The sequence below is a fragment of the Pseudidiomarina planktonica genome (genome assembly GCF_900177775.1).
GTDB classification, from domain to species: domain Bacteria; phylum Pseudomonadota; class Gammaproteobacteria; order Enterobacterales; family Alteromonadaceae; genus Pseudidiomarina; species Pseudidiomarina planktonica.
In genome coordinates this window covers 120,518-146,460 of sequence record NZ_FXWH01000003.1, presented here as the reverse complement: position 1 = coordinate 146,460, position 25,943 = coordinate 120,518, and the positions used below count along the sequence as shown (strand labels likewise).

At 49.4% G+C, this 25,943-nt stretch carries 22 protein-coding genes; 7 read left to right on the top strand and 15 right to left on the bottom strand.

What is annotated here, in order from left to right:
• Positions 1–26: 26 nt before the first annotated feature.
• The 10 genes from thiL to yajC all read right to left on the bottom strand — a co-directional run bounded on the left by thiL (position 27) and on the right by yajC (position 8,173).
• Positions 27–1,004: a thiamine-phosphate kinase gene (gene thiL / locus CCE91_RS10845; RefSeq protein WP_086435315.1), complete on the bottom strand. Its 978-nt coding sequence runs from the start codon at positions 1,002–1,004 to the stop codon at positions 27–29.
• 2 nt (positions 1,005–1,006) lie between these two features.
• Positions 1,007–1,426 carry a transcription antitermination factor NusB gene (gene nusB, locus CCE91_RS10840; RefSeq protein WP_086435314.1) on the bottom strand — a complete coding sequence of 140 codons (420 nt, stop codon included), beginning with the start codon at positions 1,424–1,426 and terminating at the stop codon, positions 1,007–1,009.
• Positions 1,427–1,438: 12 nt separating this feature from the next.
• Positions 1,439–1,903: a 6,7-dimethyl-8-ribityllumazine synthase gene (ribH, locus tag CCE91_RS10835; RefSeq protein WP_086435313.1), complete on the bottom strand. Its 465-nt coding sequence runs from the start codon at positions 1,901–1,903 to the stop codon at positions 1,439–1,441.
• 63 nt (positions 1,904–1,966) lie between these two features.
• Positions 1,967–2,638 carry a GNAT family N-acetyltransferase gene (locus CCE91_RS10830; RefSeq protein WP_086435312.1) on the bottom strand — a complete coding sequence of 224 codons (672 nt, stop codon included), beginning with the start codon at positions 2,636–2,638 and terminating at the stop codon, positions 1,967–1,969.
• Positions 2,638–3,231, bottom strand: a complete 594-nt coding sequence (locus CCE91_RS10825) for a lysophospholipid acyltransferase family protein (protein WP_234996330.1) — start codon at positions 3,229–3,231, stop codon at positions 2,638–2,640. Before CCE91_RS10825 ends, CCE91_RS10830 begins: the two co-directional genes overlap by 1 nt.
• Positions 3,232–3,255: 24 nt before the next feature.
• Positions 3,256–4,089 carry a DUF3014 domain-containing protein gene (locus CCE91_RS10820; protein WP_086435311.1) on the bottom strand — a complete coding sequence of 278 codons (834 nt, stop codon included), beginning with the start codon at positions 4,087–4,089 and terminating at the stop codon, positions 3,256–3,258.
• A 29-nt stretch (positions 4,090–4,118) separates the two neighbouring features.
• Positions 4,119–4,898: a peroxide stress protein YaaA gene (gene yaaA / locus CCE91_RS10815; RefSeq protein ID WP_086435310.1), complete on the bottom strand. Its 780-nt coding sequence runs from the start codon at positions 4,896–4,898 to the stop codon at positions 4,119–4,121.
• 117 nt (positions 4,899–5,015) lie between these two features.
• Complete coding sequence (secF, locus tag CCE91_RS10810) at positions 5,016–5,963, bottom strand: protein translocase subunit SecF (protein WP_086435309.1); 948 nt, start codon at positions 5,961–5,963, stop codon at positions 5,016–5,018.
• A gap of 8 nt (positions 5,964–5,971) precedes the next feature.
• Positions 5,972–7,819, bottom strand: a complete 1,848-nt coding sequence (secD, locus tag CCE91_RS10805; protein ID WP_086435308.1) for a protein translocase subunit SecD — start codon at positions 7,817–7,819, stop codon at positions 5,972–5,974.
• Positions 7,820–7,837: 18 nt separating this feature from the next.
• Positions 7,838–8,173 (bottom strand): preprotein translocase subunit YajC, encoded by a 336-nt coding sequence (gene yajC, locus CCE91_RS10800; protein WP_086435307.1) that lies wholly within the window; start codon positions 8,171–8,173, stop codon positions 7,838–7,840.
• Between the two features lie 237 nt (positions 8,174–8,410).
• Between yajC and CCE91_RS10795 the strand changes: the two genes are divergently transcribed.
• Both CCE91_RS10795 and CCE91_RS10790 read left to right on the top strand, forming a co-directional pair.
• Entirely contained in the window at positions 8,411–9,025 is a 615-nt protein-coding gene (locus CCE91_RS10795) for a trimeric intracellular cation channel family protein (protein ID WP_086435306.1), read from the top strand.
• A 2-nt stretch (positions 9,026–9,027) separates the two neighbouring features.
• Positions 9,028–12,420 (top strand): PAS domain-containing hybrid sensor histidine kinase/response regulator, encoded by a 3,393-nt coding sequence (locus CCE91_RS10790; protein ID WP_086435305.1) that lies wholly within the window; start codon positions 9,028–9,030, stop codon positions 12,418–12,420.
• A gap of 20 nt (positions 12,421–12,440) precedes the next feature.
• On the opposite strand, the gene CCE91_RS10785 is transcribed toward CCE91_RS10790, so the two are convergent.
• Both CCE91_RS10785 and CCE91_RS10780 read right to left on the bottom strand, forming a co-directional pair.
• On the bottom strand, positions 12,441–13,124 hold the full coding sequence (locus tag CCE91_RS10785) for a response regulator (RefSeq protein WP_234996329.1): 684 nt from the start codon (positions 13,122–13,124) through the stop codon (positions 12,441–12,443).
• A gap of 85 nt (positions 13,125–13,209) precedes the next feature.
• Positions 13,210–15,546, bottom strand: coding sequence for a TonB-dependent receptor domain-containing protein (locus CCE91_RS10780; RefSeq protein ID WP_086435304.1), 2,337 nt, complete (start codon positions 15,544–15,546; stop codon positions 13,210–13,212).
• A gap of 182 nt (positions 15,547–15,728) precedes the next feature.
• Between CCE91_RS10780 and CCE91_RS10775 the strand changes: the two genes are divergently transcribed.
• The 3 genes from CCE91_RS10775 to CCE91_RS10765 all read left to right on the top strand — a co-directional run bounded on the left by CCE91_RS10775 (position 15,729) and on the right by CCE91_RS10765 (position 19,989).
• Positions 15,729–17,024 (top strand): GntP family permease, encoded by a 1,296-nt coding sequence (locus CCE91_RS10775; RefSeq protein WP_086435303.1) that lies wholly within the window; start codon positions 15,729–15,731, stop codon positions 17,022–17,024.
• Positions 17,025–17,087: 63 nt separating this feature from the next.
• Complete coding sequence (locus CCE91_RS10770) at positions 17,088–18,764, top strand: long-chain fatty acid--CoA ligase (RefSeq protein WP_234996328.1); 1,677 nt, start codon at positions 17,088–17,090, stop codon at positions 18,762–18,764.
• A gap of 31 nt (positions 18,765–18,795) precedes the next feature.
• The gene (locus tag CCE91_RS10765) at positions 18,796–19,989 is read left to right on the top strand and encodes an E22 family MetX-like putative esterase (RefSeq protein WP_086435302.1); all 1,194 of its coding nucleotides are present in this window, start codon (positions 18,796–18,798) and stop codon (positions 19,987–19,989) included.
• Between the two features lie 86 nt (positions 19,990–20,075).
• On the opposite strand, the gene CCE91_RS10760 is transcribed toward CCE91_RS10765, so the two are convergent.
• On the bottom strand, positions 20,076–21,848 hold the full coding sequence (locus CCE91_RS10760; RefSeq protein ID WP_086435301.1) for a TIGR03545 family protein: 1,773 nt from the start codon (positions 21,846–21,848) through the stop codon (positions 20,076–20,078).
• Positions 21,849–21,853: 5 nt separating this feature from the next.
• Positions 21,854–22,360 carry a TIGR03546 family protein gene (locus CCE91_RS10755; protein WP_086435300.1) on the bottom strand — a complete coding sequence of 169 codons (507 nt, stop codon included), beginning with the start codon at positions 22,358–22,360 and terminating at the stop codon, positions 21,854–21,856.
• 212 nt (positions 22,361–22,572) lie between these two features.
• On the opposite strand from CCE91_RS10755, the gene CCE91_RS10750 reads away from it, so the two are divergent.
• Together CCE91_RS10750 and CCE91_RS10745 are read left to right on the top strand one after the other, a co-directional pair.
• Positions 22,573–24,036 (top strand): RimK family protein, encoded by a 1,464-nt coding sequence (locus CCE91_RS10750; protein ID WP_086435299.1) that lies wholly within the window; start codon positions 22,573–22,575, stop codon positions 24,034–24,036.
• On the top strand, positions 24,026–24,502 hold the full coding sequence (locus tag CCE91_RS10745) for a GNAT family N-acetyltransferase (protein WP_086435298.1): 477 nt from the start codon (positions 24,026–24,028) through the stop codon (positions 24,500–24,502). The genes CCE91_RS10750 and CCE91_RS10745 overlap by 11 nt, the downstream gene beginning before the upstream one ends.
• Here CCE91_RS10745 and CCE91_RS10740 read toward each other — a convergent pair.
• On the bottom strand, positions 24,499–25,866 hold the full coding sequence (locus tag CCE91_RS10740) for a glycerophosphodiester phosphodiesterase family protein (RefSeq protein ID WP_086435297.1): 1,368 nt from the start codon (positions 25,864–25,866) through the stop codon (positions 24,499–24,501). The genes CCE91_RS10745 and CCE91_RS10740 overlap by 4 nt on opposite strands.
• Positions 25,867–25,943: the final 77 nt, after the last annotated feature.

Sequence of the window (25,943 nt, the reverse complement as noted above, 5' to 3'; positions counted from 1 at the left end):
TGTTTGCTCATAGGTAGGCGCTCAAACTAATCAGCCTTGAAATGATCAAAACCTGATTGCGCAGGTGCCTGCCATGGCTCGCCATCAAGTAGTAGTTGAATTTGCTCGGTCTGCGAGGTTAACCGACCAATACACACCGGCTTCACGGCCGTATGCGCTAATGCCGTTTCCAGCATACCCCGGCGTTCATCTGGCACCGTAAAGCAAAGCTCATAGTCATCACCGCTACTTAAAGCGTAATGCAAGGCCTGTTCGTATTCCAGAGTTTCAATAAGGGCCAACGACAACGGCATTTCATTCAACTCAAGGCGTGCGCCAACCTTCGAGGCCTTAAGAATATGGCCAAGATCGGCCAATAAGCCATCGGATACATCTATTGCTGCGCTGGCAATACCACGCAGGCCGATGCCTAAGGCAACCTGAGGTGTGGGAAAATGTAACCGCTCTTGTACCCGCTGCTGATGATGCGCCGCCAGAGTCACTTTATTTTGACTGGCAGCCAGTGCCAGGCCAGCATCTCCTAAAGCTCCGCTTACATAAACCCAGTCACCGGCCTTAGCGCCGCTGCGGCGAATACCAACACCAGCAGGAGCCTGACCTTGCGCTGTTACGGTTAAGCTTAAAGGGCCGCGGGTGGTATCGCCACCAATAAGGGCACAGCCGTAGTAACTACAAATTTCGTGTAAGCCGGCAGCAAACTCGTGCAGCCAGTCGGTATCCATTTCAGGTAGGGTAATAGCTAAACTCAGCCAGGCGGGTTCGGCACCCATAGCCGCTAAATCACTTAGATTTACCGCCGCTATTTTGTGCCCAAGTGCCCGGGCCGGTGTGTTTTCGTCGAAGTGAACCCCGGCCACCATGGTATCGGTTGCTACCATTAACTCGCTGTTGGCCAGCGGCTGCACAATGGCGCAATCATCACCAACGCCCAGCACTACATCACGGCGAGTACTGCCGAGCTTGCTAAAGTAAGCATCGATGAGATTAAACTCGCCGCGGGACATAACTATTGGCGAGTTGGTCGCAGGGTGTCTATGGCTTTATCAAGTACGCCGTTCACGAAGCGATGGCTATCGTCGGCACCAAATGATTTCGCCAGTTCAATGGCTTCATTAATAGCAACTTTGTAAGGTACGTCTGGGCGATCACGCAATTCATAGCTGGCTAAACGCAGCACTGCGCGTTCAACATGATCAAGATCTTTCGCCGGACGGTCCAAAAATGGCTCAATAGCGGTGTCTAGTGATTTTGCCTGACTAGTGACGCCACGTACCAAATCCAGAAAATAATCAACGTCGATTTTACTCACGTCGTTATCGGTTAAAAACGTTGCTTCAATGTCCACCACACTGTTTTCAGACAGCTGCCATGAATAAATAGCTTGTACAGCAAGTTTTCGTGCTTTGCGTCGAGCCGCAGGTTTCATGCTCAGTCCTTTTTACAACTGTTCAAAAACGTTAACCATTTCCAGCGCACTAAGGGCTGCTTCAGCGCCTTTATTGCCCGCTTTGGTTCCGCTTCGTTCTATAGCTTGTTCAATGCTGTCGACGGTAATAACGCCGAATGCGACCGGAATACCGAACTCAAGTGCAACGCGACCAAGACCGCTGTTGGCTTCGCCAGCAACAAAATCAAAATGCGGTGTACCACCGCGAATCACCGCACCAATAGCAATAATGGCATCATATTTTTTCGACGCAGCCAGCTTCTGGGCAGTAACCGGAATTTCATAAGCACCAGGTACTTTTACCACAGTAATATCGTCAGCACTTACCTGGCCGTACTGCTTTAAGGTGCCGATAGCGCCTTCTAGCAGGCTATCAACCACAAAGTGATTAAAGCGTGACACCACAATAGCGAATTTTTTACCCGGGGCAGCAATGCCGCCTTCAATGACATTCATGACATTATCCTAATTGGGTTATCTAAACGTGCGCGATAATAGCACAAAATTATTTGAAAAACGTTAGTTGCCGAGCCGCAGCTCATAAAACGCGATATTTTCATCGTTATCTGTGGCAATGGGGCTGAAGCCCGCATTCTCTAATGCTAATAGCGCTGGTGTATTGGCTCTGGAAACTGGAATAAGCAAGCTCTGCCAGGGGCTTTCTTGCTGCAGCCAGGCGAACAACCCCGTTAAGAAATGCTCATAATGCGCCTGTTCCCGAGCGGCATCGGTTAACCACCAGCTGAGCTCAGCCTGAAATTGACTCGCCATTAATCCCGGCACGCCCTGGCGTTCCCGCAGCACCGGCACCAGGTACACAGCCCCGACTAACCGCTTCACATCGCGGCGGTCGCGGCTGGCAATCAAATAGGTAAAGGCATTTTCAGCATCATGCTGATTTTGATGAAAACGCACCAATTCGGCATTTTGGTCTTCATCGGGTATAACTGGCGGCCAGCCCCAGCCCAGGCGATTTCGTAGCGCTTCGGGGTTGCTCTCATAGGCACCAAAAAACTGCTTGGCATTTTCTTCACGTAACGGCGCAAATTCATAGTGCTCGCCGCTGAAACCAGCCGGTGGCTGCCACTCGGACTGCCAGAACTCGGCGGCGTTGGCAGTTCCAATAAATAGGCTTAGCATTAGCGCCAGAGTAACCCTGAAAAGTCGCAGCGCTGCCACAGTTGATTTCATCAGGCATGCTCCGGATTGCGGCCAACAGCATGAGCCACGGCGGCTTTTACCCGCACTAATTCGGCTTCAATATCGCTGGCAATCATCATAGGTTTGGCAATATCCACCGAACGTCTGGAAAAATCAAAACATACCGGAATGACAGGAATCCTGGCCTGATGAGCAATATGTAAAAATCCGCGCTTCCACTCAGTTACTTTTTTACGGGTCCCTTCAGGAGCCAAAGCTAACACCAGCTGGTCGCGGGTTTTAAATTGCTCAACCATTTGCCCGACAACACCCTGAGCGGCAGAGCGATCAATCGGAATACCGCCCAAGCGACGCAAAATGCCATTTACCGGGAACCGGAAAATAGTGTGTTTGCCCAGAAAGTTAAGCCGCAAACCTAGTGCAAACATCACGAATATACCCACAAAGAAATCCCAGTTGGACGTATGTGGCGCTACCGGAATAATGGCCTGGCGCAGCTCGGGCAGCTCGCCGTTTATCTTCCAACCGCCCAGCACACGCATTCCCAACCGACCAAACCAGCGGGTGAATGCGTTGCCCCGGCGGGGCAACTCACCATACAAATGCTCAGGTATTTTATCCATCTGCCCTGCTTGTCTCAGCTACAATTATTGATTAGCCAACTCGGTGCGTAACGCCCGCAGCTTTTCTTTCACTTGCGTAGCATTGGCGTAACCCATGCGCAGTAATTGCTTTTGAATTGGCGGTAATGCTTCTAGCGACGGATCGGCATAGGTGTACATCACTTCATCGTCTTCCACCTGAATCATGCCTTCTACCAACGGCGTTGCCAGCACCACATCAATAGCTTCAATGAAAGCGGCATCAATGTCAGCATCAGGATATCCAATTTCACCGTAGGCATCACGTAACAGCGGCTTGTAGGTCTGATAGATTTGTAGCAAGGCATCAACATCCAAACTAACCGCCCAATCTGCTACCGCGTTGTAACGGTCATAGCTGCGCTCATCAATAAACAGCTTGTCATCCATTTCAATAACGCTAAACCGGCCGTCAGGTCTGCTTACTAAGGCTTTGTCATTTAACATTAAGCCATTACGAGCATTGTCCACGAACACCACTAAGTCACTAATAACTGAACGGCTCGCAACCGGTTCAACAATCACTTCCTGCTCTTTTAAGTCAGCCAGCAGCACATCGGTACTTTGATTCAGCGGTGGCAGCTCAGGTTCAGGCTCGGGTTCAGGTTCCGTGGTTGGTGGCTCTACTTCTTCCACTGGCATTGGGTCCAGCTCTGGTTCCGGATCCGGGGCAGGCTCAGGTTCAGACTCACTTTCAACCTGAGGCTGCTCAACTTGCTCACGCACAGGTTCAGGCTCTGAGCTGGTTAACCACCACGCCAGACCAACAATAATAACTACCACGATTAATCCACTTACGATTAAACCTGTTTTACGGGTTCCATTTTGGTCATCACTCATAGCCTATCTCCTTCAGTGAGTTCTGCTGCCTACTGATCTTTTTCTGCGCGCAAAAAGACCAATTGGTCACCACTAGATTCTTGTTCACTATAACGGTATCCGGACGCTTTAAAAGCTTTTAAATCAGACACCTGTTGGGGTCTTTCGTTCAGTACAAAGCGCGCCATCAAGCCGCGTGCTTTTTTCGCCCAAAAACTAATGACTTTATACTGGCCATTTTTCTCGTCTTTAAATACCGGCGTTACAATGCGGGCGTTTAAACGTTTCTTCTGCACACTACCAAAGTACTCATTCGATGCCAGATTGATCAATACATCACTGTTGATTGCGGCCAGGTCATTATTCAAAGTGTTGGTAATAGTATCGCCCCAGAATTCATACAAATTCTTGCCACGCTCAGTAGTTAGCTTAGTACCCATTTCCAGGCGGTAGGGTTGCATCAAATCTAACGGGCGCAGCACCCCATATAAGCCAGACAAAATACGCAAGTGATCCTGACCATAGGAGAGCGCCTCGTCATCCAGTTTTTCCGCCGCAAGCCCGGTGTATACGTCGCCATCAAAAGCATAGGCCGCCGGGCGGGCGTTTGCTGGGGTAAATGGTTGCTCCCACTCGGCAAACCGGGCGGCATTCAAACCAGCCAGTTTGTCGCTAATACTCATCAGTGAACCTAACTCAGCTGGAGACAGCTGCGCGCACACATTAACCAGTTGCTGCGCGTCGTCTAACAACCGCGGCACTGAGTAAGTTGGTTTCGGTAACTCACTTTCGTAATCTAAATTTTTAGCTGGAGAGATAACTGCTAACATGCTGCTTTATACCTTCACTTGAAACAGAGTTAAGCATACTTAATTTAGTGCCAGAAACAAAACAGGCTGGTCAATTAACCAGCCTGTTTATTTTCATAGCATAGACCAAGTTGCTGGTTATGGCATTGGATCCAGGTCTTCACCTTCTTTTTCTACCGGTGGCGGCATCAAGTCTTCGCGGCTAACACCCAGCATCAACGCACCTGAACTGGCCACGTAAATAGAAGAGTAGGTACCTATCAGCACACCGAACAACAGTGCTGTAGCAAAGCCGTGAATAAGCTGGCCACCTAAGAAGAACAACGCCAGTAGCACTAAAATAGTAGTTAATGACGTGATTAGCGTTCGACTCATGGTATCCGTTAAAGAAATATTAATAATTTCTTCTGAATCGCCTTTGCGATACTTACGGAAGTTCTCCCGAATTCGGTCACACACCACCACGGTATCGTTAATGGAGTAACCTATAACCGCCAGCAGTGCTGCTAACACCGTTAGGTCGAACTCAAGCCCGAGCACCGAGAATAGCCCCAGAGTGATGATCACGTCATGCGCCAAAGCGCCAACAGCACCTAGTGCCAAACGCCACTCAAACCGGAATGCCACGTAAGCCAGAATACAAATAAGCGCGGTTAGCATGGCCAGACCGCCCTGCTCAGTTAGCTCATCACCGACGTTAGGACCCACAAACTCGATACGGCGCATATCCACCTGGCCGTCAGCGCTTTCACGCAACAAGCTCAGAATTTGATTGCCAAGCTCTTCCGCTTTTACGCCCTCACGCGGCTCTAACCGAATCAGCACGTCTTCCTGCGTACCAAAGTTCTGCACTACGGCATCGCCATAACCGTTTGCATCCATAGCCTGACGAATCTGGCTTAAGTTTGCTGGTTGGTCATAGCCCACTTCAATAACAGTACCGCCGGTAAAATCCAGCCCCCAATTCAATTGGTTAACCGCCAGTGACACAATAGATGCAAGCATAAGTAACGCACTTACAATCATGGTCACGAAGCGATACTTCATGAACGGGATAGTTTTCTCTGTTCTTAATATCTCACGCATGACAACTCCTAAATCGACAGCTTGCTAAGGCGTTTTCCACCCCAGACTGAGTTGACAATGGCACGGGTTCCGATAATAGCCGTAAACATTGAAGTGATAATACCTATCGCCAGTGTTACTGCGAAACCTTTAACCGGACCGGTACCTACTGAGAACAGAATAATAGCGGCAATTAAGGTAGTGACGTTGGCATCGGCAATGGTTGATAGCGCGCTATCGTAACCATGATGAATAGCCTGCTGCGGACTACGTTTTGCTTTAATTTCTTCGCGTATGCGCTCAAATATCAGCACGTTCGCATCAACCGCCATACCAACAGTTAATACAATACCCGCCATACCTGGCAGCGTTAGGGTTGCCCCCGGAATCATCGACATTACGCCAATAATCAGAATCAGGTTCGTAGCCAGCGCTGTATTAGCAACAAGTCCGAATTTCTTGTAATAGAACACCATGAAGGCCAATACCAACACGAAGCCCCACATAATGGCCTGAATACCTTTATCAATGTTTTCCTGACCCAAACTTGGGCCAACAGTACGCTCTTCCACAATCTGAATTGGTGCAATCAAGGCACCAGCGCGCAACAGCACTGACAAATTTTGCGCTTCTTGCTGTGAGCCTACGCCAGTAATGCGGAAGTTTTGCCCTAACCGAGTCGTAATAGTAGCGGCACTAATAACTTCAGCGTTGCGTTCAAAGATAATTTTGCCTTCTTCGTCACGCTTACCTGTAGCTTTGTATTCAATAAATACAGTTGCCATTTGCTTGCCAACGGCATCGCGACTTGCCAGCGACATCTTGTCACCACCGGCACCATCTAACGAAATGTTCACCTGTGCCATGCCATTCTCATCAAAACCTGAGCTGGCATTCACAATATGGTCACCGGTTAGAATCACACTTTGGCTAAGCAGAATGTTGCCGCCTTCCCGACGCGGGAACAGCTCACTGCCAAAGGGTACCCGGCCAGCTTCAGCATCACGAATATCGTTTTCCGTATCAACCAAACGGAACTCCAGGGTTGCCGTAGCACCCAGAATTTCCTTCGCCTGCGCGGTGTCCTGTACGCCCGGTAACTGCACCACAATGCGGTCAGCACCCTGACGTTGAACCAGCGGCTCAGCAACACCGAGTTCATTTACCCGGTTACGCAAAATAGTGACGTTTTGCGAAATCGCATAGCTTTCGGTTTCGGTCAGCTTCTGATCGGTCATTCGCAGCGTAATAGTGCGCGAATCACTGTCAGTTGAGTCGGTATAACCTTCGTAGCGATTGTTCATAAAACTGTCAGCACGCTCAAAATCATCTTGCGTGCGCAGTGTTACCACTACGTTATTGCCGTCACGTTCAACCTGGGTGTAACGAATACGCTCTTCCCGCAAATCACCGCGAATAGAGTCTACTAACTGGTTTTGAATTTTGCGGATCGCTTCCTGCATATCCACTTCCATCAGGAAGTGCACACCACCGCGCAAATCAAGCCCCAGCTTCATTGGCGTGGCGCCAAGACCGTTTAACCAGTCCGGCGTAGCCGGAGCCAGATTTAAGGCAACCGTATAGTCGGTGCCAAGCTCGCTAAGAATTAAATCACGGCCGCGCAATTGATCGTTGTCAGAACTGAAACGAATCAGTATCTGATCATCAATCATGGCAACACTTTTAGGTTCAATCTCAGCTTGGTCTAAAGCGTCACGTACGCGGTCAACCGTGGCCGTGGTTACTGTCGCGTTGCGACTTGCGGAAACCTGCACGGCAGCGTCTTCACCATAGAGGTTAGGCAACGCATAAAGCGCTGCCACCGCTATAACAAGAACCACCATCAGGTTTTTCCACAACGGGTATTTATTCAACACGTTGCGATCCTTCCATGTTTACAGTGACTTCATTGTGCCTTTTGGCAGCACGGCGGTAACCGCAGATTTCTGTACGGTAACTTCAATTTCTTCAGTCAATGCAATTGACATGAAATCTTTTTCTTCAGAGATTTTGCTGATACGACCAACCATACCGCCTTGCAGTAAGATTTCGTCGCCTTTGGTCATACCGCCAACCAATTCTTTGTGCGCTTTAACGCGTTTAGCTTGTGGACGGTAAATCATGAAGTAGAAAATCAGACCGAACATAACCAGCATGAAAATCAATTCCATACCGCCGCCACCGGCTGCTTCCTGACCTTGTGCGTAAGCATTGCTAATAAAAAAGTCCATTCATATTCCCCTTTCGAAATGCGCGACTTAGGCGCAAAAATTGTTGTAATACCTGATACAAGTGGGGGCTGATTTAAATACTTACAAGCCCTCACCACATAAATCCTGAATTTTGAACGCCACATTGTAACGAATAACAGCGCAAATAGGGAGTCTTGTTCATCGCGCAGACACTAGGCATCCATCGCGAACCATGCCACACTCACACTCATGAAAAAATAGGCGACAGAGATTGCCATGGAAGCGATTTTTTACACTATTGATCATTTGGGTGTTGCGGTATTCGCAATTTCCGGAACCCTGCTGGCCTTCCGCAAAAAAATGGACGGCTTTGGCGTGGTGGTTCTTGCCTCAGTAACAGCCATTGGCGGCGGTACTACGCGCGATCTTATTTTGGATTTACCGGTATTCTGGGTAGCCGATCCAAACTACCTGTACACCGTGTTAGCAGCAGCCGCGGCTACCATTATCTGGATGCGCTTTCGCGACTTTATCCATACCACTACCCTACTGTTTGCCGATGCCGTTGGGCTGGCGTTTTTCACCATTATGGGCGCACAAAAAGCGCTGGAAAATGGCTTCCCACCAGTAATTGCCGTGGTTATGGGCACTATCTCTGCCTGTTTCGGGGGGATGTTGCGCGACGTGCTGGCACGCGATATCCCACTGGTGCTAAAAGGTGAGCTTTACGCGACCACTTGTCTGGCCGGTGCCAGTGCTTATGTACTAGCGGTTCAGATTGGTCCCTTGTGGGCACTGGCCGCGGGTTTTGCTACAACCTTATTTTTACGTCTTGCTGCCATTAAATGGCGCTGGTCACTGCCGGTTTTTCCTGAGCACGGAGATCACTAACCATGCTTAGTGTGCCGGTAACGCTGCTGGTTGCCACCGTTTATCTGGTTGTGCTATTCACCATCGCTTATCGCGGCGATCGCAAGCCCCCGAATCAGGTAAAACCCTATCGCTACGCCCTGGCTCAAGGTGTGCATTGTACCTCCTGGGCGTTTTACGGCACCGTTACTCAATCTGCTCATTATGGCTGGTCATTTGCGCCCACCTACGTCGGCGCTATTCTGGTGTTTCTGTTTGTCCATAGATTGCAGTTAAAGCTACTGCACTTATGTAAACAGCAAAACATTACGTCTATTGCCGATTTGGTCGGCCACCGCTACGGCAAATCCCCTATTTTGGGTGCCACCGTTGCCATTATCGCGCTGGTTGCCGTAGTGCCTTACATTTCGCTACAGCTGCGTGCGGTAACGGCAAGCTTTGCTGCAATTACCGGCGTTGCTGAGCGCCCCGAGTATTGGTTCGGCGACGTGTCGGCACTGGTTGCCTTAGCCATGATAGGTTTTGCTATTTTGTTCGGCACCCGGCGGCTAAGCCTGGCCGAACAACACGCTGGCTTAATGGACGCTATTGCATTTGAATCAGTTGTGAAGCTGCTAGCGTTCATGGCCATGGGCTTGTATTGCAGCTATGTGCTATTTGACGGGCTGGGTGATTTGGTCATGCAAGCCGCGCAGGATCCGGTAGCTCAACGCGCCTTAACCGGGCAGCCCAATGGCGGTTATATTTATGCCACCCATATTTTACTGGGTGCGGTGTCTATGTTCTGTTTACCGCGCCAGTTCCATGTGGGCTATATCGAGAATACGCACCCCGATGAGCTGCGTGCGGCACGTTGGGCGTTCCCATTATATCTGTTTGCCATTAACTTCTTTATTTTACCTATTGCGCTGGCCGGCCTGTTATTAACCCCCATGGCTGCCAACAGTGACACCTTAATGTTGGCGCTACCCATATTCCATGACCGCCCTGACATAGCCTTAATCGCCTTTGTAGGCGGTTTATCAGCAGCCACCAGCATGGTTATCATAGCCACGCTGGCACTCAGTATTATGATGTCGAATGACGTTATTATGCCGTTGTGGTTGCGCATTACCCGCAAACGACTACGCCAATTCAGCTTCAACCCGGGTCGTATTCTGGGCATTCGCCGCCTTACCGTGGTGCTGATTATTGCCTTGTCTTACGGCTACCACCTGGTGACTCAGGCAACCATGCCGCTGGTAAATAGTGGCCTGATTGCTATATCTCTGCTGGCCCAGCTGGCACCTTCAATGCTCGGCGGTTTGGTGTGGTCCAAAGCTAACAAAGCGGGTACGGCAGCAGGGTTACTGGCCGGTACCACCATTTGGTTTATCTACTTACTACTACCCACACTACAAACCGACCGTGGCCTGTCTGATTTAGCTATTAGTAACGGCTTGCTGTTAAGTTTGGGCGTTAATATTGCCCTCTTTATACTGGTGCCTATGGTGCGCCCGGCTGGTGCTGCCGAGCGCCGCCAGCAACAGGCATTCTTACAACCCCACTTAATGACCACCGACGTTGGAGGTGCACCAACAGTGAACTGGGGTCGCTTACGAGCCACTATTGCGCGCTTCTTTGATGCGGTGGAAACTGAAAAGTTAGCCCAACGGCTGGGCTTAAATTTAACCTCTGCCCCCAATGAAGCGCTGGTGCCGGCGCCTATTTTAGGCCGTATTGAACGCGAGTTTTCAGCGGTTATCGGTAGTGCCGCCAGCCGCTTGCTACTAGATGCGGTGGCGCAACAACCCAGCGTGCCAATTTCGCAAGTGGTGAACTGGGCCACCCAAGCCTCGCAGTTATATCGCTTTAACCGCGAGCTGCTACAAGCGTCGGTAGAAAACATTCCGCAAGGCATTAGCGTGATTGACCGCGACTTGCGCCTAGTAGCCTGGAACCGCCGCTATTTAGAAGTATTTCAATATCCCGAAGGCTTTGTTCAAGCTGGCATGCCGGTGGCCGAACTGCTGCGCTACAATGCCGAACGCGGCATGTTCGGTAACGGCACTGACGACAGTCAGGAGCAACTAGAAGGTGAAATCGACAAGCGCCTGAACTACCTGAAAGCCGGCAGTAGTTACCGCTACCAGCGCCAGCAGGGCGAACATGTGATTGAGCTGCAAGGCAGCCCGATGCCCGGCGGCGGCTTTGTAACTACCTACACAGACATTACCGACTTATTTAACACCCAACGTCAGTTGCAGCGCATGAATGCGGAGCTGGAGCAACGGGTTGATGCCCGCACCTACGAACTACTGCAAGCCAAACAGGCCGAAGAGCGCGCCCATCAAAGTAAAACGCGATTCTTTGCCGCCGTTAGCCACGATTTAATGCAGCCATTTAATGCCGCCACCTTATTTTGTGAAATGCTAAGCCAACGGCTACAGGGCGATAACCGGCAACTGGCCGATCATATTCATCAGTCGCTGCATCACGCTGAAGAGCTACTTACTATGTTGCTGGAAATGACGCGACTGGAAGCCGGCAACTTACGCGTTAATCAACAACAAGTGTCATTGCACGATGTGCTGCAGCCATTGGTGGATAACACCCGGGTACTGGCGCAGGACAAACAGGTAGCGCTTAGCTATGTTGCTTCTTCAGCTGTTATTCATACTGACCGGAAGCTGCTTGGCCGTATTGTACAGAATTTGCTTTCTAATGCCGTTCGGTACACCGAAAAAGGCCATATCCTCATTGGCTGTCGCCGCCACAGCCAGGGCGAACAACAGGTCACACTGTGGATTGCTGACACTGGTGTTGGTATTCCTGATGATAAAAAAGACGATATTTTCCGCGAGTTCCATCAGCTTGAAAGTAATGGTGATAACCCAGGTTTAGGCTTAGGTTTGGCGATTGTTGAGCGTATGTGCCGGCTGCTTAATATACCGCTCACCTTTTCGTCTCAGGTAGGCCGCGGCACTTGCTTCAAGCTAACCTTGCCGGTGGTAAGCTGGCAACGTCCCACAACCGCTAAGCCGGTACGAAGTGCGCTCACCGATAGATTCTTAGAAGGTAAGCAAATACTGGTCATTGATAACGATCAGGCGGTACTTAATGCAATGCAGGGCTTACTGGGTGACTGGGGTGCAACCGTGGCCACCGCCAATAGCGTAAACAGTATTCGTTTCTCAACCTTGCAAAAACCTGACGTAATGATTGTTGATTACCACTTGGATCATGGCGAAACAGGAATTCACGTGTTGGACCATGTGCGTAAGTACTTCCACGCCGACATTCCGGCGGTGATTAACTCGGCAGACCCTGACGACGGCATTCGCGAACAGGCCGTGGCAGCACGTGCCAGCTTTATTCCAAAGCCGGTGAAACCAGCAGCATTAAAGCGTTTGTTAAAACGGGTGTTGGCGGGGTAATAGCAAGTTTAAACTAATGATTAATCGGTTTCAGGAGTGCTTAACATTTGGCGAAAAACAACGCCGGCCTGAGTTCGGTTAATCACTTCCAGCTTGCGTAAAATAGCAGATACGTGTTGTTTAATGGTGGTTTCCTGCACGTTCATATCATAAGCAATTTGCTTATTTAACATGCCGTCAGCCAGGCATTGCAACACCTTAAATTGTTGCGGTGTCAGCAATTCCAACCGGCGCGCAAAGTCATCGGTTTGTGGTGCACTATTGGCTGCCACTACATCACGTAGATCATCCGGTAACCAGGTATCACCAGCCAGCACCGCTTCAATGGCATGCTTCAGCTCTGGTAATGGCACTGATTTAGGAATATAAGCGCTGGCACCAAATGCCATTGCCTGACGAATGACCTGCACTTGTTCATTGGCAGACACAATAACAACTAATACATTCGGAAACTGATTGCGTAACGAGGTGAGTCCGGTCAAACCTTTATTGCCCGGCATGGACAAATCCAGTAACACCAACTCAATATGAGGAAGTTCCAACAACATGCTTTCCAACTGCTCAAAACTAGCCGCTTCTTTGATATCGCTTTCTAGCGTTTCACTTAAAGCTTGCTTTAGGGCAGCACGAAATAAAGGATGGTCATCGGCAATGATAGCTCGCGTCATGGTAGTACTTACATCAGTGAATGCATAGGAAGTCATGCTAACGCGTCCATCACAAAAAGTCAGTTATTACCGAAAGCTGCAGCGTGAATGCCACAGCCCCGGTAATAACTGGGTAGGGTACTTAGAACTTATACCCCACAGTCAGGGAGATAGTACGTGGGTCGCCGTAGTAACCAGTTAGCGTGGTATCACCACCCAAACCTGGTTGATACAAGCTCACGTCACTTGGGTCACTTGGATCAGGCGTTACGAACTGGTAGCCACCAACCAAATACTCTTCGTCGGTCAGGTTTTTACCATGTAAGCCCACTGTCCATTTACCGCTGTTGCTATACCAAACCACACCCGCGTTCACGATACCGTAGCCGTCTTGTGTTAGTAAGCTTGATTCTTCGAACAAGTCATACTCGCTACGGTAGTAGTAGTTACCGTTAAACACTAAGGAGCCTGAGTTCAGATTCACTTCATAAGTTGCGCCTAAGTTGGCAGTAACTTCCGGAGTGTTTGATACGGTAAAGCGGTCGGCTTTGTTAAAGGTTTCGCCAGTATCTGGATCCGTGTCTATTACTTCATCAAACTGCGAATCAATATAACCAAACGCAGCATCAAAGGTCAGGTTGTTGCTGGCCACGTATTGCAGTTCCAGTTCAACACCCTTCGAGCTTGATTTACCAATATTCGCCAAACGTTGATTTAAATCAGCTGCGCTGTCACCAGGAAGAATCGAAATATACTGACGGTCCTCAAAGTCCAGTGAGAATAAAGTCACGTTCGCACGTAATCTATTACCCCAGTCACTTTTCATACCCAACTCAATTGAGTCCACTAATTCAGGATCGGCAGCCGGTTCGTTGGTGGTTGCACGTGGATTGAAAGTGCCTGATTTAAAGCCTTCAGCATAGCTGGTAAAGAACATCACATCGTTATTGTATTGATACTCAAAGCCAACACGAGGCGTGAAGCGTGACCAGTCTGCCTTTTTAGGTGCATCTAATACACCGTCACCGTCGCTATCGGAACCCAGCACCATAGGCGTGGCCGCAGCAATGGCAGCTTCATCACGAACGAAGCCATCAACCCAGCCATCTTCAGGATAGATATTGTCAAAAATCAGACCGTTGGTTACATAGGCTTCTTTCTCATCTTCGGTCTGACGCGCACCTAAGGTCATCGATAACTTATCCGTTATATCGAATGAACCTTGCACATAAGCCGACAGACTTTTTGAGTCACTGCAACCAGAAACCTCACGAGTAAGGCCCGGCGCACCCAATGAATTGCCTAGCACGGTCAGAATTGCATCAAACCGACCACAGGATTCTGATTCATCTGAATACAATCCACCGACCACACTGTAACCGTTACCCAGATAGGTTAACTGAAGTTCATGCGATGACTGCTCATCATCATAAATAGCTGGTACGTCAAATATTTGCAGTGGCGTGCTATCGAAATCGATGTTGGTTGGCGAGTAGCTTTCACGCGCAGCACCAACATACTTCAAGGTCATTGCGGAATTGATATTCCACTCGGCCGTCAGGCTGTAACCTTCCAGCTCAACCTTGTTCCAAGTCGGCATACTGGTGTACGAGTCAAACACGCTGTCCGGTACTTCCGCATCCGTTAATAATGACGGCAGTAAACGATAGCCACCTTTTGAGTTTGATTCATCGTCGGTTTTATCCCAGGCGAAACGGAAAAATAAATCCGTGGTCGGCGTAAACTCGATAGTTGCACGCGCAGCCAATACGTCTTTGTTGTAATTTTCTAAGTCCTGGCCCGGAATCGCTGATTCCAGGTACTCACCGAAACCATCACGATTCAAGTCACCAACGCCGAATCCGACGTAAAGCACATTATCGATAACCGGTAACTGACCAGTCACTTTTATATCACGCTGACTGTAGCTTCCAACTGTGCCTTCAATTTCCAGTTCGGTGTCGCCAGTCATGCGACGAGTAATATATTTAACCGCACCACCGACAGTGTTTTTACCGTACAGGGTTCCTTGTGGGCCACGCAAAACTTCAATGCGTTCTACGTTTAACAAATCAAGCACTGCACCTTGCGGACGCGCCATGTAAACGTCATCAATGTAAATACCAACGCCTGGCTCATAGCCCCACAGCGGATCCTGCTGACCAACACCACGAATAAAGGCAGTTAGTGTGGAGTTAGTACCACGGCTGTTCTGTAACGTGGTGTTTGGTGAGAATTGCTGAATTTCCGTTAATACGGAAATGCCTTTCTCTTCCAGTTCCATGGCGCCAATAGAGGTAACGGCAACCGGAACCTGTTGGATGTTTTCTGCCGTTTTACGCGCGGTAACTTCAATGCGCTCTAACGTGCGGTCTTGTGCGGCTTCATTATCAGCTTCTTGCGCTAAGGCAGGTGCGCCTGCTAAAAGCGACGTGATAGCTACTGTTAACAATGAGCGGCGGAATTTGGGCTGACTCATGTCGTGCTCCCTGAATTATGGTTATGGTTTTACAGATTACGGCCGTGTTTTTACGAATCTGATTTATAAGGCCTAGTTAACTTAGACGAAAGTGGAACAATTTAAACCTGTACGTTAGTACTATGTTAAAACGAGACACCTTCGCGCAAACTGTGACGCATTCACTATGAACGAGGATTGTTATGTTAAGCATGATCGGATTAATTGGCGGGCTGGTCCTGCTTATCATCCTGACCCTACGGGGGATGAACTTGTTTATCAGCGCACCATTATGCGCGTTATTGGTCGCTTTAAGTAGCCAGGTTCCTATTTTTCAGGGCGACATTAATTTCGTCAATGCCTATATGAACGGCTTCGCCAGTTTCGTTGCGTCCTGGTTCTTCATGTTCTTGCTCGGCTCTATGTTCGGTAAATTTATGGAAGACACCGGCGCCGCCGACAGCGTGTCGCGCTGGATTATCGGCAAACTGGGCCGTCAGCAAGCCGTACTTGCAGTAGTACTGGCCTGTGCCATCTTAACCTACGGTGGGGTAAGCGTATTCGTGGTAGCCTTCTCGGTTTACCCAATGGCCTTAAGCTTATTTAAAGACGCCAACCTACCGCGGCGCTTTATTCCAGCTGCCCTGGCGTTCGGCTCTGTTACCTTCACTATGACCTCAGCGGGTTCGCCGGAAATTCAAAACTGGATTCCAATTCAATACTTAGGCACCTCACCTTACGCGGCCTGGGAAGTGAGCATAGTGGTAGCGGTGTTAATGGCTGCCATTGGTTACTGGTGGCTAAAAAAATTAATAACCCGTGCGGTTAACAATGGCGAGAGCTTCGAAGTTCGCAAAGGTGATCCTGAAGTACCAGAGCGCGATTTGCCACACCCATTAAGTGGTTTATTCCCGCTTATAGTGGTGTTAAGCCTGAGCTTTATGTTCCACCAGGACCTAAAACAAAACGCACTTATTATTGCGCTTTCCGGTGGCGTGCTCGCCATTGCCGTTATTAACCGCAAGCACTTTCAGAATATTAGTCGCGCTATTAGTGAAGCCTCAACCGGTGCCTTAGTTGCGATAGGTAATACCGCTGCGGTAGTTGGCTTTGGCAGCATTGCCAAAGTCACACCAGCATTTCAGGAAGCGGTAGTTGCAATGACCAGCCTGCCGGGTAACGAATTAGTTGGTGCAGCGGTTGCGGTAAGCGTAATCGCCGGCCTGACCGGCTCAGCCTCAGGTGGTCAGGCTATAGCACTGCCGGAAATTGGCCCCCACTATTTAGAGGCCGGGGTTAACCCGGACCAATTACACCGCATTGTGGCTATTGCTTCCGGCGCCTTAGATTCGCTGCCGCACAACGGTTATGTGGTAACCACTATTCGCGCTATCTGTAATGAAACGCATCAGGCTGCTTATTGGTCAGTTGCAGCGGTAACTGTAGTGGTGCCATTAATTGGCTTGGCCACTGCTATTGGTTTGTTCATTTTCTGGTAAGCGTTACTTAATAGAAAGAACCACTTGCTGGTAACTGTTGAAACATGCAAAAGGAATAACACTGTGAATGCTGTAGTAGCTAAGCAAACACCAGAATTAAAGGGTCTTGATGGCCAAATGATGCGTACTCCGCTGCTCATTAGTTCGTTGTTGCAGCATGGCGCCAGCCGTCATCCTGAGCAGCAAATTGTGAGCCGGGCCCAGGAAGGTACTATTCATAGTTATAGCTACCTGGACTGCGCTAAGCGCAGCGCACAGCTTGCTAACGCCTTGCAGGCCAATGGCGTAGCTGCGGGTGACCGTATTGCGTCACTGGCCTGGAATACCTATCGCCACATGGAACTTTATTATGGCGTCAGTGGTATTGGCGCGGTTCTACACACAGTAAATCCACGTTTATTTGGCGAGCAAATTCAGTGGATGCTGGAACATGCCGAAGACACCTGGGTGTTTGTGGATTTAGATTTTGTTGAGCTACTGGAAGGCATTGCTGATGACTTAGCCAACATTAAAGGCTTTGTGGTGCTAACCGATGCCGAGCATATGCCCAATACCAGCTTACCTAATGTGCAAAATTACGAAGACTTTATTGCCACACACGCCAGCCATATTGAGTGGCCACTGATTGACGAAAATGCCGGCGCCTTGCTGTGCTATACCTCAGGTACCACCGGTAATCCAAAGGGCGTGTTGTCGTCGCATCGGGCTATGGTATTGCATGCGCAGGCTACGGTTAGCGCTGAACTGCTGGACCTGCGCCCCGATACCGTGCTGATGCCGATGGTTGCTATGTATCATGCCGGCGCCTGGGGTGCTCCTTATGCTGCACCATTAGCAGGCTGCAAACTGGTACTGCCGGGCAACGGCATGAGCGGTGCCGCCATGGCGGAGCTTATTGACAAAGAAAAAGTGACCGTTGGCTTAGGCGTACCTACTATTTGGTTAACCCTGCATACTTACTTGCGCGACCAGGCTCCCAAAGATTTATCAGTGGCCTCACTGCAGCGCGTTTGCGTGGGTGGTGCCGCCTCACCAATGGGCCTAGTACAAACTTTTGCTGAGCAGTACAACGTATACTGGCAGCCTATTTGGGGCATGACTGAAACCGGCCCGCTGGCTTGTTCAGCACCACCTACCCCGCAACTTATGCAGCGCCCAACGGCTGAACGCTATGCCATTCAAACCACCGCCGGCCGCGCCTGCTTTGGCGTCCAAATGCAAATAGTAGATGCCGACGGTAACGCCCTGCCACATGATGGTGAAACCAGCGGCGAGCTGCGGGTACGAGGCCCCTGGATTGCATCTTCCTATTATCGCCGCGACAACGACGACTGCTTTGCCGATGGCTGGTTAGCCACTGGTGACATTGCCGTGATTGATGCCGACGGCTATATGAAAGTAGTGGACCGTAAAAAAGACGTGATTAAAAGTGGTGGCGAATGGATAAGTTCGCTGGAAATTGAAAATCTGGTAAGCCAGCACAAAGCCGTAAACGAAAGCTGCGTGATTGGCGTGAAACATCCGAAATGGGACGAACGCCCGCTGCTGCTGCTGGTGCTGAATCAGGGTCAGCAGCTTACCAAAGAAGCTGTTTACGAATTTCTACAAGGTAAAATTGCCAAATGGTGGATGCCCGACGACGTGGTTTTTGTTGACTCGCTTCCGCATACTGGCACGGGTAAATTAGTTAAGAATGAACTGCGTCGCACCTATGAAAATCATTTGGTTGCGAACGATTAAACAGGAATTAATCAGGAACAAGGACAACATCATGAAGACTATGTATCAGATTATGCTTTGCCTTAGCTCTGGTATTTTATTAGTTGCCAGTTTAGTGAATACCGCGCAGGCGGACACTCTGCTCACTGAAAAACGGGTATTTACCTTACCTGAATACACCACTGTTGGTGGTGAAACTATTACTGACGTACGCGTTGGCTGGGAAACCTATGGCGAGCTTAACGAAGCGCGCGACAACGCCATTTTAATCACCCACTTTTTTAGTGGTAACAGCCATGCTGCCGGCAAGTATCAGGAATCTGATGCGCAACCCGGCTACTGGGACAGCATTATTGGCCCTGGCAAAGCCATCGACACCAACAAGTATTTCGTGATCAGCTCAGACACCCTGGTAAATGCCAACCCGAATGACCCCAATGTAATTACCACCGGCCCGGCCAGTATTAACCCGGCAACCAGTAAACCTTACGGGTTAGATTTTCCAGTGGTAACTATTGGTGATTTCGTGCACGTGCAACATGCCCTGGTAAGCAGCCTTGGTATTGAAAAACTACATGCCGTAGTTGGTGCCTCTATGGGGTCACTGCAGGCCATTGAATGGGCGGCCACTTACCCGGACATGGTTGAGCGTATGGTGTCGGTGATTGGTGCTGGCGCTATGGACGCCTGGACTATTATGTCTCTGGAACAATGGGCGCAACCTATTAAAAACGACCCGAACTGGAACAACGGTGACTACTACGAGGGTGAAGCACCGCTGGATGGCGTCACTCACACGCTGGCGTTAATTACCCAGCAAGCTATGCACCCAATGATTATTAACCAGTTAGCGCCGAAGCAGGAAACCTTGCCAGCCAAAGCTCTGGAAAGCGTGACCAATAACCTGCCAGCAGTAGATTGGTTATTTAACGCCAGTCGTGCCCGTGCCAGTGTGGCCGACGCTAACCACTTGTTGTATCTGGTGCGTGCTAATCAGCTATTTGTGGCAGGCCACGAAGAAACACTGAAAGAAGGTTTGGCGAAAATTACTGCCAAAACTCTGTTTATGCCGGCAGCCAATGACTTATTGCTAAAGCCATATCTGGCAAAAGCCGCGGTAGCCGAGCTTAAAGAGTTAGGGAAAGAACCACAATACGAAGAAATTAGTGGCCCATGGGGCCACCTCGATGGTGTTTATACCATTCAAAGCAAAGCTGAAACGCTGCGCGAATTCATTGAAAACTAAGAGCTGAGAACGAACAGCTCACAACGAATCCCTAACGCATGGAAAGACAACGAAAGGCAACTTAGGGTGGCGCTTAGTCTGAACGACTAACCGCCACCAATTTTTTTCAGCAGTCGGTCTTTAAGTTTATCTTTCAATTTATCTTCCAACTGCGATTTCAGTAAGTCTTCCAACTTCGCATCTTTACTAGACGCCAAACCTTCAAGATCTACCAACCCAGCCAGTTCAGGCGATTGCTCAGCAATCACCGCATTCACTTGCGCGGTTAAGTCTTGTTGCAGCTTAGCCAGCTTAGTTTGCGCCGCATCTGTTGCAGTAGAACGTAACGCATCACCAAGTTGACGGTCTAAATCAGAATTCAGACTTAGCGTTGGCGCAGTCAGTTCACCACCAATTTCAGTGCGAATGTCCAATCGGTTTAATTTACCCAGCGCCTGACTTAATAGCTCCGCCCAACGGCTGTCACCGCTGGCGTTGATTTTAAGCTCAGCCAAACGTACTGAGGCGTCGCCATCTAGCAAGCCATTGCGCACAGCTACTGAGCCTTCGCTATCAAGTAAAGTTGCCGCCATAGTGGCCATAAATTCAGCCCGGTCGCTTAAGCCGATGTCATTTAGCTTGGCGCCTTTCAACTGCCATTGCTGACGTGCATCAAAGCCATTGTCTTTCAACGCCATTTCGCCAGTTAAATTAAACGAATCCCAGATCGCGGAATTATCGGCACGGGCCTGAAAGGTAGTGGGTTGACCTAACTGGGTGTGTTGATGCGTAATATTCTGCCAGTTCACATCCAATATAGTTTCACCAAAAGCAAATTCGGTAACCGCATTGCGAACTAAAAACTCCGGTGGTGCATTGGCTTCCATAAAGGTGAACCAGACACCTTCACTGCGCAGCGGACCTTCCTCGGCCGTATCATCAGCGCGCTGCATCATTGGAGCCAACTGTTCATAGGCCAGCAGTACGTACTTACTCCAGCTGCGAATCTGTTCACCGAAAATAAGTGCGGTGATGTTCTCAAGCCCCGTGGCATCAAAGCTCATAAAGCTTTTAATTTTAGCCAGATCTTCTTCTGGCGCTTTGCGTAGTGCGCTAATGTCGCTTTGTACTACGTTTTTTGCTGTTTCAACCTGAGTTTTAAACGCCTTCACACTGTCGCGATCGGCGCGGAACTTAGCTTTCAATTCCTCTAGTTGCTCGCGTCGCTCGGCAAGTTCAGTGGCACTTTCAATATCGCCTTCCAGTAACTCTTTTACTTTGGTTTCATACTCAGCCAACTGCTCGCTGGAAGGTAAAGCCTCGCGCGTTTGTTTCAGCTGTTGTTTTTGCTCATCTAGATTGCTTTTCGCGCGCTCAATAACAGTATCGGTTTGTAACTCCACCTGCGCCATGACTTCGTCCATAGACGGCAATTCCATTTTCAGCGCTTCCCAGCGCTCACCGGCGGCCTTACTTACTTCGTCTTTACTGAGTTTGGTATACACCTCACCAGGGCTTTGCCGAGGTTGATTGACCCGTATTCCGGTAGCATTCACTTGATCAAAAATTACCCGGCCAACCAGTAGCTCGCCTAAATCCAAATCACCCCGCAACTCACCAACCACCACCCGGTTATTTTCAGGCTGCGCGGGGTCGGTTACCTGCACACCGCTAACGGTAAGGCTAAGTGGAACCCAACCATGCTCAACCGAAGCAATGTTTACTTCAGCCCGGTTTAAGGTGCCCAGTGAGCTTTCCAGCGTCCATTTAATAATGGTGTCGAGCAACAGGAAGGAAAAACCCACCAGCAAACCAATAATAATGAAGAAGGCGCCGACTCCAGGCCAGCGAATAGTACTTTGACGTAACTGTTTGGTCATGTCGATTACCCCCGCAAGTCTGAATAGATGGCCCAGAATTTATTGGCGCGAAGCGCCTGCACTATTTTGAGCTTTAAGAACCATTTCTGAATACGTAACCGGTAGTTCACCACAATAAAGTAGCTACCAACCGCCACCAACGGGGCCAGTGCCAGCGATATCACTATGCTACCCAGCGTAATCGAGTGATGGAACTGGGTAATGCGCCACCAGGGCGAGCTGTACATGGCTTCCCACACACCGCGCCAGCTTTCGCTGCTGAGCCAGGCCGAACCCACGCTATGAAATACCGGGTCCAGTAAATACGCAATACCAGTACAGATTAAGATCGACACGATAAACGCGGACAAGTTAATCCGAAAAATTAACGCGAACAGTAAAATCAGAATATTGTGTACCCGCCAAAATGGTGTAAAACCAACCATCATGCCCAATACGAAGGCAAATGCGAGTGCCCAGGCGCCGGTTTCCGAATTCAGCGCTTTAAGCAATTTTGCCAGTAACGTTAGCATATCCAGTGCTCCTTGCAGCTAGCCCGGCGGCGCTTATAAAAGTCGCCTACTTGCGGGAATGCTGATGTTGATAAATACTTGAATAAAGAATAGCTTATTTCTGTGAAAGGCTCTTGCGTTTTTTCGTAAAGCCAGTTAAATATGCGCACCGCCAATGCTCCTCAAACTAGCACACCGGTCGCACACAATCTTATGTTCCTTTTGGAGTTTCAATGCAAAATTCAGCGCTCGTAATTCTTGACGATATTACTGACTGGCAACCCTATTATCCTACACAGTCAACGGTCACGACCGATGAATACTTGCTGCAACAATCCAGCCGCACCCGCTCGCATATCTTAAACTTGTGCGGCGACTTAAGTTATTTGTCGACCGGTTATTATGTGAGTCTGCTGGCTGAAGCTCGTGGCCAGCGAGTAATACCATCGGTTTCCACTATTAACGACTTAGCCAACTTCTCGCATTACCAGTTATTACTGACTAATACGGACAAACAGCTAACTAAGTTTTTAGCTGACAAGCCGCAATCGGAATCAGTGCGTATACTGCTTTGCTTTGGTATGGCGCAGCAGCCACAACTGGCCGGCTTTGCCCGCCAAATATTCGAGCGTTACCCTTGCCCTATTTTATGGGTAGAGTTCTCGTATCAGGGCCGTTGGTTTATCAATAAACTAGAATCCGGCGCCATGAACGAACTCAATGACGAGCAGCAGACCTTCTTTGGTGAGTCTTTGGACAACTTCAGCAAGCGCGTATGGCGCAAGGCGCGTACCCGCAAAGAGTACCGCTATGATTTGGCGATATTGCATGACCCGGATGAGCCAATTCCAACCAGCGATAAAAAAGCGCTGGCCAAGTTTTTGAAGGCTGCCAAAGAAGCTGACATCGAAGCTGAACTCATTACCTCTGCCGACTTTAACCGGTTGTTGGAGTTTGATGCGCTGTTCATTCGTGAAACCACGCGAATAAATCACTACACCTATCGTTTTTCGAAAAAAGCCGAAGCCAACGGCATGGTGGTTATTGATGCACCGAACTCGATTTTGCAGTGTGCCAACAAAGTGTTTTTGAAAGAGCTGTTAGATAAGCACGAGATTCCAACGCCACGCACTGAGCTGTTGTTAAGTCAGCAAAAAATTGACTACGCCGCTATTGGTGAGCGTATGGGCTATCCGGTAGTGCTGAAGATTCCAGATGGGTCTTTCTCTATCGGTGTGGAAAAAGCCGAAAACGAAACCGAACTGCAGGAAGTAGCCGAGAAGCTATTCAGCACCTCGACTATTTTGTTGGCGCAAGAATTTGTGCCAACCGACTTTGACTGGCGTATCGGTATTTTGAATAACCGTCCTATTTACGCCTGTAAATACTACATGGCCCGCAACCACTGGCAGATTTACAATCACGGCAGTGAAACCAGTCGTGCCAAAACCGGTGGTTTTGAAACCGTTGGCGTACATCAGGTGCCAAAAGAAGTGGTGAAAACCGCACTGCAAGCTACCCGTTTAATTGGCGATGGCTTGTACGGCGTGGATATGAAAGTAACCGACAAAGGGCCGGTGATTATTGAGATTAACGATAATCCGTCGATTGATGCGGGCGTTGAAGATTTGCTGCTAGGTGATGAGCTGTACCGCATTATTATGAACGACTTTGCGCGCCGCCTTGATGAAAAGTAAGGTCGACTGGGAAATTCGGTTGGGTACGCCGGCTGATGCCGGCTTGCTAACCGAACTGGAAGCTAAGTGTTTTGATTACAGCCGCATTGGCAAGCGCAGCTTTCAGCGCTTGCTAACCAGTAAAAGTGCACATATTCATCTGGTTACCAATCAACAAACCCTGCTGGGCTATAGTTTATTGCTAACCCGCAGCAACAGCACTAACTGGCGCCTTTACTCCATAGCTATGGCGCCTGAAGCGCGCGGGCAAGGTATAGCCAAAGCATTAATGGAACACATTATTGAGTATGCCCGCACTATGCAGGCACAATCCATGTCACTGGAAGTGAAAAGTGATAACCGCGGAGCTATTGCGCTATACGAGCAGCTAGATTTTGCCGTAGTTGATGTATTGGTACAGTATTATGACGATGGCACCGACGGCTATCGCATGCGCCGCCCGTTAAGCCCATCAACACCCGTTTAAAGATCAGGCGCGTCGGTAAAATAACCATCAATACCCGCATCCAATAACCAGGTACGCAGCGTTTCATAGTCAGGAGCAAAGTCAGGCAAGTCGTCGGCTCGTAGCGTATACACGTGCACCTTCAGTCCGGCTTTGTGTGCGTTTTTCACCAAATCCGTGTACCGCGGATTACCTTCGTCGTCTACCCCTGAAATAACATGCGGAACCCACACGCCAATGGCGTGGGCCTGATTTGCAGTCGCCTCTAAACCGGCTGAAGTACGCATACTCGAATAATCAACACTAGCCTCATTCCAGCTATTCTCACCAATCAGTTGCACCATGGTAGCGCGCGTTCTAAATTCACGATGCCAGCGGCGTAAGTCTTCAGGATCAAAGCTTTGCAAGAAAATGCGGGTTGGCATGGGGTCATCATCGTAGCCATGCCGGGCCAGCACTGTCATAACCTGGGCCATTAAGTCGTAGCCCTGCTGTTGGTGCCAACGACTGGATTTCAACTCAATATAAACACCAGTGTCTTTTCCACGCGACTGGTTCAATCCGTGAATAAGATCCAACTGCTCAGCCAGAGTCATAATACCAAAGCGGCCTTGTTGCACTGGAAATCGCTCTGGGTATTTAGGCTCTGCAATTTTATTAGCGTAGTGGTGTTTACGCTGCTTAGCTTCGTCTTTAGCAATTTGCTCAACTGACTCTTCCATCGACTGCAATTGCTCTGCAGAGCCCGCAGTTTCAGTACTATCTATTTCTGATTCGGCGGCTTCTGACTCGGCTTCCTCTTCAGCCTTAGGCTGTTCCGGTTTGCGGAACACTACCCGTTCGTTCAGCCGCAGTTGTCTGAGCTCGTCCAGGCTAAAATCCATCACATAAAAGTGACCATCGGGACGCGTTCGTTGTGGGAACACTTTCGCCACGTTACTAATATGGTCCAGGCGAATATCGTGCAACACCACCGGAATACTATCGCGGGTTAGCACCACGTCTTGCTCAATGAAATCAACGTTGAAGGCATGCGCCATAGCCACACCTTCAGCTGTGTGCTCGGGAACATAGGCTGGTGCGCCACGATGAGCTATTTTAATAGGTTTGGCTGCGGGTATGGGTGGCCCGAAAGGTTCGCCTATAATGGTGTCGTTTTCGACAACCTCAGGCTTTTCTGTTGAGGCGCTTTCAGACTCTTGTTCAGATGCTTGTTCGGAGGTGGTCTCAGACTCACGCTCAGCGCGCTCTTTCGCCTGACGCGCAACGTCATAGCCAAACTGCGCTTCTACCGTTTGCGGCTCATCGCTGGTAGGTTGTTGCGCCAGAGTTACCGACGAAACCAACAGTAAGCAAATACTAAGAGTCTGCAACAAGCGATGCATTATCGCTGCCCCTTCAAGCGTAAATGTAAAGATTCAGTTTGCCACAGTGGTACCTAGGTGCAAGTCTCAAAAGGTTA

What these genes read in the sequence shown, in the direction of transcription:
- CCE91_RS10755 (WP_086435300.1), bottom strand. Translation starts at nt 22,360, where the DNA reads ATGCTAACGTTACTGGCAAAATTGCTTAAAGCGCTGAATTCGGAAACC.
- yajC (WP_086435307.1), bottom strand. Translation starts at nt 8,173, where the DNA reads ATGGACTTTTTTATTAGCAATGCTTACGCACAAGGTCAGGAAGCAGCC.
- yaaA (WP_086435310.1), bottom strand. Translation starts at nt 4,898, where the DNA reads ATGTTAGCAGTTATCTCTCCAGCTAAAAATTTAGATTACGAAAGTGAG.
- secF (WP_086435309.1), bottom strand. Translation starts at nt 5,963, where the DNA reads ATGCGTGAGATATTAAGAACAGAGAAAACTATCCCGTTCATGAAGTAT.
- CCE91_RS10775 (WP_086435303.1), top strand. Translation starts at nt 15,729, where the DNA reads ATGTTAAGCATGATCGGATTAATTGGCGGGCTGGTCCTGCTTATCATC.
- CCE91_RS10745 (WP_086435298.1), top strand. Translation starts at nt 24,026, where the DNA reads ATGAAAAGTAAGGTCGACTGGGAAATTCGGTTGGGTACGCCGGCTGAT.
- ribH (WP_086435313.1), bottom strand. Translation starts at nt 1,903, where the DNA reads ATGAATGTCATTGAAGGCGGCATTGCTGCCCCGGGTAAAAAATTCGCT.
- CCE91_RS10790 (WP_086435305.1), top strand. Translation starts at nt 9,028, where the DNA reads ATGCTTAGTGTGCCGGTAACGCTGCTGGTTGCCACCGTTTATCTGGTT.
- CCE91_RS10825 (WP_234996330.1), bottom strand. Translation starts at nt 3,231, where the DNA reads ATGGATAAAATACCTGAGCATTTGTATGGTGAGTTGCCCCGCCGGGGC.
- thiL (WP_086435315.1), bottom strand. Translation starts at nt 1,004, where the DNA reads ATGTCCCGCGGCGAGTTTAATCTCATCGATGCTTACTTTAGCAAGCTC.
- CCE91_RS10830 (WP_086435312.1), bottom strand. Translation starts at nt 2,638, where the DNA reads ATGAAATCAACTGTGGCAGCGCTGCGACTTTTCAGGGTTACTCTGGCG.
- CCE91_RS10750 (WP_086435299.1), top strand. Translation starts at nt 22,573, where the DNA reads ATGCAAAATTCAGCGCTCGTAATTCTTGACGATATTACTGACTGGCAA.
- CCE91_RS10765 (WP_086435302.1), top strand. Translation starts at nt 18,796, where the DNA reads ATGAAGACTATGTATCAGATTATGCTTTGCCTTAGCTCTGGTATTTTA.
- CCE91_RS10785 (WP_234996329.1), bottom strand. Translation starts at nt 13,124, where the DNA reads ATGACTTCCTATGCATTCACTGATGTAAGTACTACCATGACGCGAGCT.
- CCE91_RS10760 (WP_086435301.1), bottom strand. Translation starts at nt 21,848, where the DNA reads ATGACCAAACAGTTACGTCAAAGTACTATTCGCTGGCCTGGAGTCGGC.
- nusB (WP_086435314.1), bottom strand. Translation starts at nt 1,426, where the DNA reads ATGAAACCTGCGGCTCGACGCAAAGCACGAAAACTTGCTGTACAAGCT.
- CCE91_RS10740 (WP_086435297.1), bottom strand. Translation starts at nt 25,866, where the DNA reads ATGCATCGCTTGTTGCAGACTCTTAGTATTTGCTTACTGTTGGTTTCG.
- CCE91_RS10820 (WP_086435311.1), bottom strand. Translation starts at nt 4,089, where the DNA reads ATGAGTGATGACCAAAATGGAACCCGTAAAACAGGTTTAATCGTAAGT.
- CCE91_RS10780 (WP_086435304.1), bottom strand. Translation starts at nt 15,546, where the DNA reads ATGAGTCAGCCCAAATTCCGCCGCTCATTGTTAACAGTAGCTATCACG.
- CCE91_RS10795 (WP_086435306.1), top strand. Translation starts at nt 8,411, where the DNA reads ATGGAAGCGATTTTTTACACTATTGATCATTTGGGTGTTGCGGTATTC.